General features: G+C 39.0%; 10 protein-coding genes. All 10 read left to right on the plus strand.

Annotated elements, in window-relative coordinates; all coding sequences use genetic code 11:
- Positions 1-3,654 (plus strand): Vomp family autotransporter (locus ACFIMG_RS03435; RefSeq protein ID WP_375693569.1); only part of this gene is annotated, 3,654 nt, incomplete at its 5' end.
- The gene (locus ACFIMG_RS03440; protein ID WP_375611868.1) at positions 3,651-4,256 is read left to right on the plus strand and encodes an invasion associated locus B family protein; all 606 of its coding nucleotides are present in this window, start codon (positions 3,651-3,653) and stop codon (positions 4,254-4,256) included. The genes ACFIMG_RS03435 and ACFIMG_RS03440, both read left to right, overlap by 4 nt.
- Positions 4,257-5,155: 899 nt before the next feature.
- Complete coding sequence (locus ACFIMG_RS03445) at positions 5,156-6,466, plus strand: Ppx/GppA phosphatase family protein (protein ID WP_375678543.1); 1,311 nt, start codon at positions 5,156-5,158, stop codon at positions 6,464-6,466.
- 29 nt (positions 6,467-6,495) lie between these two features.
- Positions 6,496-7,224, plus strand: coding sequence for an RlmE family RNA methyltransferase (locus ACFIMG_RS03450; protein WP_375611866.1), 729 nt, complete (start codon positions 6,496-6,498; stop codon positions 7,222-7,224).
- 173 nt (positions 7,225-7,397) lie between these two features.
- Positions 7,398-8,423: a GTPase ObgE gene (gene obgE, locus ACFIMG_RS03455; RefSeq protein WP_375678542.1), complete on the plus strand. Its 1,026-nt coding sequence runs from the start codon at positions 7,398-7,400 to the stop codon at positions 8,421-8,423.
- 1 nt (position 8,424) lies between these two features.
- A complete protein-coding gene (gene proB / locus ACFIMG_RS03460; protein ID WP_375678550.1) occupies positions 8,425-9,564 on the plus strand; it encodes a glutamate 5-kinase in 1,140 nt (379 codons plus the stop codon).
- 45 nt (positions 9,565-9,609) lie between these two features.
- On the plus strand, positions 9,610-10,866 hold the full coding sequence (locus tag ACFIMG_RS03465; protein WP_375678541.1) for a glutamate-5-semialdehyde dehydrogenase: 1,257 nt from the start codon (positions 9,610-9,612) through the stop codon (positions 10,864-10,866).
- Positions 10,867-10,895: 29 nt separating this feature from the next.
- On the plus strand, positions 10,896-11,489 hold the full coding sequence (locus tag ACFIMG_RS03470) for a nicotinate-nucleotide adenylyltransferase (protein WP_375678540.1): 594 nt from the start codon (positions 10,896-10,898) through the stop codon (positions 11,487-11,489).
- A gap of 111 nt (positions 11,490-11,600) precedes the next feature.
- On the plus strand, positions 11,601-11,987 hold the full coding sequence (rsfS, locus tag ACFIMG_RS03475) for a ribosome silencing factor (RefSeq protein WP_375646386.1): 387 nt from the start codon (positions 11,601-11,603) through the stop codon (positions 11,985-11,987).
- A gap of 1 nt (position 11,988) precedes the next feature.
- Positions 11,989-12,471: a 23S rRNA (pseudouridine(1915)-N(3))-methyltransferase RlmH gene (gene rlmH / locus ACFIMG_RS03480; protein ID WP_375627673.1), complete on the plus strand. Its 483-nt coding sequence runs from the start codon at positions 11,989-11,991 to the stop codon at positions 12,469-12,471.
- The last annotated feature ends 71 nt before the right edge of the window (positions 12,472-12,542 follow it).

Consider the following 12,542-nt stretch of genomic DNA (forward strand, 5'->3'; position numbering starts at 1 on the left):
GAAGGAGTAGCACAGGATTCTTTGTTATGGAGCAAGGAAGCCGATGCCTTTGTAGCGCGTCATGAAAAGAGTAAAGAAGAACAAGGCAGAGCTGTAAGGACACAAGAAAACAGTAGAATTACGTTTCTAGCAAATGGTGAGATTAGCGCTAAATCAACAGATGCTGTAACGGGTAGTCAGCTTTTTGAAACGAATGATAAGGTTGTTACTTATTTAGGAGGCAATGCAGCTTTTAATAATGGTGTGTTTACTGGGCCGATCTATAGTTTATCGGAGATTGATAAAGATGGTAAGATAACAGCCAAACCTTTTACCAATGTTGGTTTAGCATTTGAAGGACTTGATACAAATATCAAGAATGTCAATCAGAGGATTAAGGAAGTTTCTGAAGGTGTTGCGCAAGATTCTTTATCGTGGAGCAATGGTGATAACGCCTTTGTAGCTCTTCATGGGGAAGGTAAGGACAGAAACAATAGCAAATTGAAGTTTCTTTTAGATGGAGAAATTTCTAAAGGTTCAACAGAAGCGATCACTGGCAACCAACTTTATTCAATGAATCAGACATTTGCGACGTATTTTGGTGGAGGAGCAGGTTATAATGAAAAGGGAGAATGGGTTGCACCTACCTTCAAGCTTAAAACTGTCAATTCTGATGGTAGTGCTGGTGAGGAAAAGGTTTACAGTAGTGTATCGGAAGCATTTGCTGGAGTTGCGAGTTCTATCACGAATGTTCATAATGATGTAACTAATGTTGTCAGTGATAGCCTTGCGAAGCAGGATGAAAAGACAAAAGTTATCAATATTGGTACAGAAGTAGAAGGCAGTGAAATCAATATCGCAAATAAAGACAAAGGGGATAGAATTCTTTCCGGTGTGAAAGAAGCCGTGAGAGGTAATGAAGCAGTTAACAAAGGTCAGCTTGATAAAAGTCTGAAGGAACTTTCTAACAATCTTCAGTCTGATGAATCGGCTGTTGTTCACTATGATAAAACAGGTGATGATAATAGCAGCACTAATTATGCGAGTGTGACTTTGGGTAAAGGTAAGGGTTCTGCACCTGTTGGTTTGCATAATGTTGCCGAAGGTCAGATTAGTGAGAATTCGCATGATGCGGTTAATGGCGGTCAGATTTCTAAGGTTTCTCAGGATATTGCGAAATACTTAGGTGGAGGTACAAGCTTTAAAGATGGTACTTTCACGGGTCCAACCTATAAATTATCCAGTGTTGATGCAAAAGGCGAGGTAGTAGAAAAATCCTATGGTGATGTTGGTTTAGCCATTGAAGGTATTGATACGAATTTCAAGAATGTGAATAATAACCTAACGAATAAGTTTAATGAACTTACTGAAAACATCACGAATATTACGCAAGCAGTTCAAGGCGATGCATTGTTATGGGGCAAGACTAAAGGTGCGTTTGTAGCGACGCATGGGGACAATAAAGAGAACAGCAAGCTTACATCACTTGCAGCTGGCTCTATAGTATCAGGCTCGAGTGATGCGATTACCGGTGGACAGATTTATGATCTGCAAAAACAGTTTGCTGGCTATTTTGGTGGTGGTGCTGGTTATAATGAGAAAGGCGAATGGCAAGATCCGGATTTCCAAATTCAGACTTTCAGCAATGATGGTACGAAAGGTGATAAGAAGAGCAGTAATAATGTTGCAGGTGCTTTTAATGACATTAATGACAGCATGAGCACTATCAACGCTCGTATTAAGGAAGTTTCAGAAGGAGTTGCACAAGATTCTTTATCATGGAGCAAGGCTGAAGGTGCTTTTGTCGCCTTGCATGGAGAAAAAGATGGTGAGAAGACACACAGCAAAATCACATCACTTGCAAATGGTGATATTACTGCTAGCTCAAGCGATGCTGTAGCAGGAAATCAGCTATATGCTCTAGGTAACAGTGTTGCGCAGTCTTTAGGTGGTGATGCTAGTTATGCAGGTGGCGCTTGGACGGCTCCAAGTTTCAAAGTTAAGATCGTTAATGAGGATGGTACTAAAGTTGAAGAGAAGAAGTATGATACTGTATCGGAAGCATTTGCTGGTGTAGGAACATCTTTTGAGAATCTTCAAAAAGAGTTTACTCAAAACAACACGGAGGTTACTGAAAATATTAAGCAGAATGCGTTGTTGTGGAGTGATTCTGAAAAGGCGTTTGTAGCAACACATGGAGAGGGTGATGAGAAAGGCAACAGTAAAATTAAGTTTCTTGCCAATGGAGAGGTTTCTGCAAGCTCAAGTGAAGCGGTCAATGGTTCTCAGCTTTTTGATACGAATAAGACAGTTGCAACTTATTTAGGTGGTGGCGCTGAATATAAGGAAGGTCAATGGAGTGCTCCAAGCTTCAAAGTTAAGATCGTCAAAGAAGATGGTAGTGCCGTTGAAGAGCAGAGCTATGATGATGTTGCGTCTGCCTTTGCTGGTGTTGGTGATTCATTCACGAATATTCATAAAGAGCTTCAGAATGAGATTAATAAAGTTGTAGGAGATAGTCTTGTTAAGCAGGATGATGCTACGAAGGTAATCAAGATAGGTGGTGAAAAAGAGGGTAGTGCAATCACAATTGCAAACATGAATGGTGATACACGTAGTCTCTCTGGCGTGAAAGCTGGAACACTTTCTAAAGGCTCGACGGAAGCCGTGAATGGTTCACAGCTTTATTCCTTGAATCAGACGCTAGCGCTGTATTTAGGAGGAGGGGCTAGCTATGAAGGTGGCGAATGGAGGGCTCCGGAATTCAAGGTTGCGCAATTCAATTCTGATGGTAGTTCGTCAGAAAAGAAGATCTATCATGATGTAGCAGGAGCCTTTGATGGTGTCAGTGATGGTATGACGAGTATCAACGAGCGTATTCATGATGTTGAGAAGAATGTGGCGAGCAATGGTTTGAATTGGAATGAAGAAGAAGGCGCGTATGATGCGAAGCATGGTGGTAAGTCGAGTAAGATTACGAATGTATTGGATGGTAAGATAGAAGAAGGCTCGCAAGAAGTTGTTAATGGTGGTCAGCTTTGGAGCACGAATGAGAGGGTAAAAGAGGTTGAAGACAAAGTAGATACGATAGATCAACATGTGAAAGATATTGAAGTAGCCGTAACAGATGGCGTTGTTAACTATGACAAAGATAGTGATGGGAAAAAGACCAATAGTATTACGTTGGTAGGAGGCAATGACAGCGAACCTGTTATGATAGACAATGTAGCGGCAGGCAAGATTGAAACAGGTTCTCAGCAAGCTGTTAATGGCGGTCAGTTGCATGATTATACTGAAGAGCAGATGAAGATAGTTCTTGAAGATGCCAATAAGTATACGGATGAGAAAGTTAGTAGTCTTGTCAATGATGGTGTTAACGAGTCGAAATCCTATACGGATATGAAGTTTGAGACATTGAATTATGCTATTCAGGATGTTCGGAAAGAAGCAAGACAAGCTGCTGCTATTGGTCTAGCGGTGTCCAACTTACGTTACTATGATATACCAGGATCTTTAAGTGTTTCATTTGGGAGTGGTTTATGGCGCAGTCAATCTGCACTTGCTATTGGTGCTGGTTATACATCTGAAGATGGAAATATTCGCTCGAATGTATCTGTGACAAGTGCTGGAGGTCATTGGGGAATAGGCGCTGGAATTACTCTGAGGTTGAGATGATAATAGAAAAAATGGCTGTTATTGTAAAAACGAGAAGTATGTTAGTAAAGGTTCTGCTGTTTGCTCTTGCCTTAATAGGCAAGAGCGAAAGCTTTGCCAACGAGAACAATAATATTTATACAGTGCATCCACCGCACTTATCGATACCTAAGGGAGAACCTGGCGAAACACGTCGAATTATTATGCAGTTTTATGATTGGACTTTGATTTGTGACGAAAAACAAAAGCTTAAACATAAGCAAGGTATATGTAATGTGACACAGACGGTTCATGATCAAGAAGGAAATACCATTTTTAGTTGGTCTCTTGTTTCTACGACAAGTGGTCAAGCAGTGATGCTTTTTCGAACATTGCCAAATTCTGATATAAATGTTCCGATTCAAATGTTTGTAAAAGGTGTTAAAAAACCTGTTCTTATTAATTATACGCAATGTAATGAAACGGTTTGTTTGGCACAATCACCTGTAGGGCCGGTTTTGACTAAACAAATAGAGCAGAACAATAAGGTACGTATTTCCTATAAAACTAAAGAAGGTAAGGTATTTTCTTTTACTGTACCATTTAAAGGGTTAAATGCAGCACTTAATTCTTTCCGTCCTTAGAATTCATCGAGTATTTTTAACAAGAGTCATTTTTCCATAAATTGTTGTATTATATTTCTGAGTGTAAATTATAAGATCAAATAAGTAAGAAGTTTTATATAATATGATATCGAGGTGATTTGTTGGAAAGAGTGAGAGTTGAATATAAAGTTACAGTAAGTTCTTTATATGTAATAGAAAATCAAGTTAGTGTTTTCCATAATGCTTAAAGAATGATTTCGTTAGTTATTAAAAGTAAAAAAGATTAGAAATACTCGATTTATTCCTTACAATAATGAGTAGACTAAATTCTTTTTTTAAGCTTAAAATGGATTTTTAAAGCGGTCTGATTAAGCATTAATATTTTTCAGATAAATTTATAATTCTAGAGTTTTTTTGAACGATAGTTTTTATTGGTATTCACGAAATAACAGCTATTGTAATTGCATTTTGTAGTACTACGGAACTTTTATTCCAGCATAATCAAAGCCATTTTATTGCATATAACAAACGAGGTTTGTGTGTGGATAACAAAAAAAATTTTTTTCTTATAAACCGTACTAATGTATAGGTTGTTGTAACCTTAAGAGTCAGCAAATAGTATGATAGTGTAGGTTTGTTACAATAGAGGTGTGCTCCGTGTGAATGGTATCAAGAAAAGAGCATAATTTATAAAAATTGATGTGAACGTAAACGATTAATTTATAGTTTTAAGTTCATAAAGAGATGCATGATTTCACGGAAACAACCGAAAGATTATACAAAAAACTGAATGATGTTAGTGTAGAAAATTTTAATGATAGAAAAAGAAAGAATGATTTCTTGTATATATCATTTGATGCTGCATTATTGCTTTATTTAGGAATGAGCAGAAGAGTTTTCGCGTTTATTTATTGGGGGACGCTCAAGGGATAAGGGACATGACCCCGTTAAATTATGGTTCAAAAGAGTTAAAGCAAGGAGAAATATACGATACCAAAGCAGATCAGTTGTATGATCAGTGCGGTAGTAATACAAATAATCTTTCTGCATTGTCACGAACAGAGGCATACTCTGTCCTTGTTGATATAAAGAGACAACAGAGAAAAAAACATTATGAACAGAAACAGGTTTTTGTTCAATCTGAGGCAGCTTTTGAGTTTCATAATCAGATAATGATAGGTGCTCAAAAAACAAAAAAACTCAAAGCACCTTTTCTTCGACGGTTCCATTCAGTAAAATCTCCACCTCTTTATGCGGCACTTGATCTCGGAACAAATAATTGTCGTCTTCTTATCGCATCTCCCAGTAAACCTGGATATTTTCGTGTTGTTGATGCTTTTTCTCGTATTGTACGATTGGGAGAAGGTTTAATAAATAACGGTTTTCTTAATACACAAGCTATGGATCGTGCGATTGAAGCATTAAAGATTTGTCATTTAAAGCTAAAACAAAGGCATATTAAGCGTTATCGCTTGATTGCAACGGAAGCTTGTCGTTCTGCAGAAAATGGTAGACATTTTATTCAGCGTGTTTTGGAGGAGACAGGTCTTGAATTGGAAATTGTTGATCGGCGAACAGAAGCGCGTTTTGCTGTTACAGGGTGTAGTACACTTGTTGAACCAAATACTGACGCAATTGTGCTTTTTGATATTGGAGGAGGATCATCAGAAATTGTGCTACTTGATGTTTCTCAAAAGCGTTCTTTTCGTTTAGCTCGACAAATTATCGCTTGGACTTCTCTTCCTGTTGGTGTTGTTACGCTTGCTGAACGTTTTGGAGGGAATGATATTAGCTTAGACGATTTTGAAAAAATGAAAAGCTATGTGCGAGGATTATTAAATAATTTTTCAGATCGTCATAAATTAGGAGAGTTAGCACAAGGTTCAAAGTTTCATCTTTTGGGAACCTCCGGTACGGTTACGACTTTAGCAGGAATGTATCTTAATTTAGAGCGTTATGATAGGAAAAAAGTGGATGGCATTTGGATGAATGATGCGGACATTACACTTATGACACAACGCCTATTATCATGGGATATAGAAAAACGTGTCATAAGCCCTTTTATTGGACGCGAGAGAGCAGATTTAGTTTTAGCTGGTTGTGCAATTTTAGATGTTATTCGGGAAGTTTGGCCAAGTCAGCGTTTAAGAGTTGCTGATCGTGGATTAAGGGAAGGAATTTTGATAGAGCTAATGTTACGCGATGGAGTATGGTGTCGTCATAGAAAGAGCAGAGATTTCAAGTGTTAGAGAATTAAATATGGAGACAATGAATAACGATGAAAAAAACAACGAAAACACCGAGAGGTGGCTATGGAGGTTCAGGGTCACATGAATTATATCAGCGCGTAAAAAAGAAAGCAGGAACCATTAAAGCTTCATCACGACGATGGTTAGAGAGGCATCTGAATGATCCTTATGTCCATCAATCAAAAGTAGATGGTTACCGTTCGCGTGCGGCTTATAAACTCATTGAAATTAATGAGCGCTATAGGTTTTTGAAAAAAGGCCAAAAGGTTATTGATCTAGGAGCAGCACCTGGAGGCTGGTGTCAGGTGGTTGAGCGTATAGTAGGGTCAAGTGATGAGGATCCTAGCGTTGTTGGTATTGATTATTTACATGTTGATCCATTGCCTAGAGTTGCCATGTTGGAAATGGATTTTTTGCATACAGATGCACCGCAGAAATTAATTGAAACTTTAGGGACAAAACCGGATGTGGTTCTTTCTGATATGGCAGCACCAACAACAGGTCATCGTCAGACGGATCATTTAAGAACGATTTATTTATGTGAAGTTGCGGCTGATTTTGCTCTTTCGGTTCTCAAGCCTGGGGGATATTTTTTAGCAAAGGCTTTTCAAGGGGGAGCAGAAAACACTCTTCTTGCAAGATTAAAACAGCATTTTAAAAAAGTTTACCATGTTAAACCACCCGCAAGCCGATCAGAATCAGTAGAGCTTTATCTTCTAGCACTTGAATTTAAGGGAAAAACAAAAGTACAAGAATAGCACCTTCTTTTAAGAAGACTTAATTTTACTTAACCTATTTAAATGCGATGATTTTTTTCTCAAAGAGTTATCAGCGATAGTGACAGTTTTTCTGTTATCAATGATGAAAAACTGGTAAAATTAATGTATTGCCTATAGAGGTAGAGAGATTGATTCCTCAGTGAGTGTTTCCAATGAAATTTCTTGATCAAGCTAAAGTTTATATTCGTTCTGGTAATGGAGGTTCTGGAGCAGTATCATTTCGCCGTGAAAAATTCATAGAATTTGGGGGGCCTGATGGAGGGAATGGAGGACGGGGTGGTGATGTCTGGGCTCTTGTTGTTGATGGACTTAACACGCTGATTGATTATCGCTACCAACAGCATTTTAAAGCAAAAACAGGGGGACATGGCAAGGGGCGTAATATGACGGGTGAGAAGGGTGATGATGTCATCCTTAAAGTTCCGGTTGGGACTCAAATTTTTGAAGAAGATAATACAACGTTAATATGTGATTTAACGGAAGTGGGACAGCGCTATCGCCTTGCAAAAGGAGGGAATGGCGGTTTTGGCAATCTTCACTTTACAACATCGACAAATCGGGCACCGCGTCGTGCAAATCCAGGTTTGTCTGGAGAAGAGCGTGCAATATGGCTTCGTTTGAAGTTAATTGCTGATGCGGGGCTTGTTGGTTTACCCAATGCTGGAAAATCAACTTTTTTAGCTTCTGTAACGGCTGCAAAACCAAAAGTTGCAGATTATCCTTTTACCACTCTACATCCTCATCTTGGTGTTGTACGAATTGATGGTCGTGAATTTGTTTTGGCTGATATTCCGGGGTTAATCGAAGGAGCCCATGAAGGGGTGGGAATTGGAGACCGTTTTTTAGGACATGTGGAACGTTGTCGTGTCCTCCTTCATTTGATTTCTGCTCAAGAAGAAGATGTTGCAAAAGCATATCAAATTGTGCGTCATGAACTTGAGGCATATGGAAATAATCTAAGTGATAAAACTGAAATTGTTGCTTTAAGCCAGATAGATACGCTAACGATTGAAGAGCGTGAAGCTAAACGGGAAGCTTTGCAAAAAGTAACGGATCAACCTGTTATGATGTTTTCTGCGGTTAGCCGCGAAGGTTTAGAAAATATGCTGCGTGCTGGTGCACATATTATTGAAATGTCACGCAAAGAGGAGATCAGTGGGGATAGCAAGGTTGATTGAGATGGCTGTTGGATCGCAAAAACTTACACACTATAAACGTATTGTGGTCAAGATTGGATCTGCCCTTTTGGTTGATCCTCAGGCAGGTTTACGGGTTGAGTGGCTTAAAAGCTTGATCAATGATGTTGTTGAATTGCACAAAAAAGGCGTAGAGATATTATTGGTGTCTTCAGGTGCTATTGCTTTAGGAAGGACATTGCTACAGCTTCCTAAGGGGGCTTTGAAATTGGAAGAAAGCCAGGCATGTGCTGCTTTAGGGCAAATTGAGTTAGCAAAAACCTATGGTGATGCGCTTGCTCAACATGGGCTCAAAACAGGCCAAATTTTGCTCACTTTATTTGATACGGAGGAGCGAAGGCGTTATCTCAATGCACGTGCAACGATTGAGATGCTTTTATATTTGGGAGCTGTGCCTGTTATTAATGAGAATGATACTGTTGCAACAACTGAAATTCGTTATGGTGATAATGATCGTTTAGCTGCACGTGTGGCAACAATGGTGAGGGCAGATCTTTTAATACTTTTATCCGATATTGATGGTCTTTATACAAAGTCTCCCCATAGTGATCCTACGGCTGAATTTATACCTTTTGTTGCATCCATTACGCATGATATCGAAAAAATGGCAGATGTTGCTGCTTCAGAGTTTTCACGGGGAGGAATGAAGACTAAGCTTGAAGCCGGAAAAATAGCTAATGCTGCTGGAACGGCGATGATTATCACCTCAGGCAAGCGTATGAATCCCCTTGCTGCAATTGACAAAGGTGAACGCAAGAGTTTTTTTGCGGCAAGTAAGAAATCTGTCAATGCTTGGAAAACATGGATTTCTGGTCATTTAGATCCATCTGGTGTTTTGACGATTGATCAAGGAGCCATTAGGGCTCTTGAATCAGGAAAATCATTATTAGCTGCAGGGGTTATTGGCGTTGAGGGAAATTTCCAGCGTGGGGATACGGTTGCAATTGTTGGTACAGATGGAGTTGAGATTGCGCGTGGACTTGTAAGCTATGACAAAGATGAGGCTGTACGCATTATAGGACATAAAAGTGAAGAAATCGAAGCTATTCTTGGGTATGAGGCGCGCTCTGCTATGGTGCATCGTAATGATATGATTGTACGTTGCTTGACCAATACTGTTTAAAAAAGTTACTTTTGTTTTTATTGTTTTGGCAGAGTGGATGTTACGATGACTTTAGAAGAACAAATGAAAGATATGGGACAAAAAGCACGCTATGCCGCTGCAGCGTTGGCCGTTGCTTCTTCTGAGCAAAAGAACAATGCATTAGAAATGATCGCTTTAAGTCTAGAGGCTCAGTCAGATGAAATTTTACGGGCGAATTGTCAAGATTTAGAGAATGCTGCTCAGAATAATTTGAAAGCTGCAATGATTGATCGGCTAAAATTAGATGATTTGCGTTTACGTGCAATGATAGACAGTGTTCGCCAAGTTGCTCGTTTATCTGATCCTGTTGGGCAAGTGATGGATGAATGGACGCGTCCAAATGGGCTTCATATAAGTCGTGTACGAACACCTCTTGGTGTGATTGGAATTATTTATGAAAGTCGTCCAAATGTTACAGTTGATGCGAGTGCTTTGTGCTTAAAAGCAGGTAATGCTGCGATTTTGCGCGGTGGTTCGGATAGCTTTCATTCTTCTCATGCGCTTCATTTAGCTTTGGTACAAGGTTTAGAGCGCTCTGGTTTACCCAAAGATGCTATCCAAATGGTTGGAATGACAGATCGTGCTGCCGTTGGGGAAATGCTCAAAGGATTGGATGGAGCGATTGATGTGATCGTACCACGTGGTGGAAAGAGCCTTGTTGCCCGCGTTCAGTCTGATGCACGTGTTCCAATTTTTGCTCATTTGGAGGGACTTTGTCATATTTATATTGATAAATCGGCAGATTTAGATATGGCACGCAATATTGTTTTAAATGCAAAGCTGCGGCGAACAGGGATATGCGGTGCTGTTGAGACAGTTCTCATTGACAGCCAAGCATTAAAAAAGTTTCTTCCTGTTTTAACTGCTTTACAGGAGAAGGGATGTGAAATTCGCGCCACAGAAGATATTGTTTTTCTTATGCCAGATGTAAAATTAGCCTCTGAAGAAGATTGGTCACATGAATATCTTGATGCTATTCTTTCTGTTAAAACGGTTGAGGGGGTTGAGGGAGCTATTGCTCATATCAAGCGTTATTCATCAGGACATACGGAATCGGTTATTGCTGAGGATTTGGAAGTGGTGAAGATCTTTTTTAATCATTTAGATTCAGCTATTTTATTACACAATGCATCGACACAGTTTGCTGATGGAGGTGAATTTGGTTTTGGAATGGAAATTGGTATCGCAACAGGAAAAATGCATGCACGTGGTCCCATAGGTGTTGAACAGCTAACATCATTTCAATATCATGTTAAAGGAAATGGTCAGGTTAGAGTTTGAAAAGCCTATTTTTTCCATGGAAAAATTGTATGCCACATGTTGAAAGATCTAATGTTGTGGGTCTTTTTGGTGGTTCCTTTAATCCACCGCATGCGGGGCATCTTCTTGTTGCAAAAATTGCCATTCGGCGTTTATATCTTGATCAGTTATGGTGGATGGTTAGTCCAGGCAATCCTTTAAAGGATTGTACACAGTTGCTCCCTTTAGAGGAGAGAATGCGATTAAGTTTTAAACTTATTGACCATCCGAAAATTCGCTTAACAGGTTTTGAAAAAGCTATAGGGAGCAAAGTATCGGTAGATACGATTTTTCATATTCTTACTCATTACAGTGGCGTAAATTTTGTATGGATTATGGGGGCAGATAGTTTTGCGACGATACATCATTGGTATCGATGGCATGATATCGTCTCTATGCTTCCTATTGCGATTATTGATCGTCCTTTAGGCAATCGGTCAGCACTTTCCTCTCCTATGGCACATATTTATCGCCGTTTTCGTTTGGATGAGAGAGAAAGTAAGCGATTACCTTTTATCAAGCCACCAGTTTGGACTTATTTGCATGGACCTTTATCTTTTCAATCTTCAACAAACCTTCGTTTGAAGAAGAATGATTTTTCTTGAACATTTCATAAGATTCTGCTTCTCTTTAGAGAAGTCTCTTTTTTAGATTCCACAACGATAAGAAAGGATATTGATCTGAAAAACATTGCACACAAACACTCTTACGATATTATGCCTTCAAAAGAAAAAAAAGTTTTTTCTGTTAGTGAGAGTCTTGAAGTTATTCTCAAGAGTTTAGAAGATACAAAAGCAGAAGATATTGTTGCTATTGATATTCGAGGGAAGTCATCTTTGGCTGATTATATGGTCATAGCTTCAGCAAATTCGCAGCGTCATGTATCGTCTGTTGCTGATCATTTATTACATACTTGGAAAGATAGTGGGCAGGGGCTTGCGCGTGTAGAAGGGCTTGCTGGAGGTGACTGGGTATTGATTGATACAGGTGATATTATCGTTCATCTTTTTCGTCCAGAAATTCGTCTTTTTTATAATTTAGAAAAAATATGGATGACGCCGGATTTAAACGATACGGCTTTGCTTCTCTTCGGAGATCATTAAAATGCAAATTTCTATTTTTGCGGTTGGTCGTATGAAAAGTGGGGCGGAGCAAAAATTAGTTCAGCATTATTTGGATCGTTTTTCTAAAATTTCTGGAGATGTAGGCTTTCATTTAAAAAAGTTACAAGAGATACCAGAAAGTCGTGCTCAAACAGTTTATCAACGTATGGAGGAAGAGGGGAGAAAACTTATTGAATTTTTACCTGAAAAATGTCGATTAATTGTGTTAGATGAGCGTGGAGAATCGATTTCGTCAATTTCTTTTTCTGAAAAATTGAGGTGTTATCGTGATGAGGGCATTCGAGATGTCGTCATTGCTTTGGGAGGACCTGATGGGCATAATGAACAAATAAGGAAGCGTGCTGATTTTCTTTTATCTTTTGGTTTGATGACGTGGCCACATCAAATTGCACGTATTCTTCTTACAGAACAACTTTACCGCGCTGTAACAATTGAAAATAATCATCCGTATCATCGTTTTTAATATTTTTGTTCAATTTTTAGCACTTATTTATATGTTTATTAATATTGTTTTAGCTGACACCATTTAAAGCA

It is taken from the genome of Bartonella sp. AP11XZML, assembly GCF_042196445.1.
In the GTDB taxonomy this organism is placed as follows: domain Bacteria; phylum Pseudomonadota; class Alphaproteobacteria; order Rhizobiales; family Rhizobiaceae; genus Bartonella.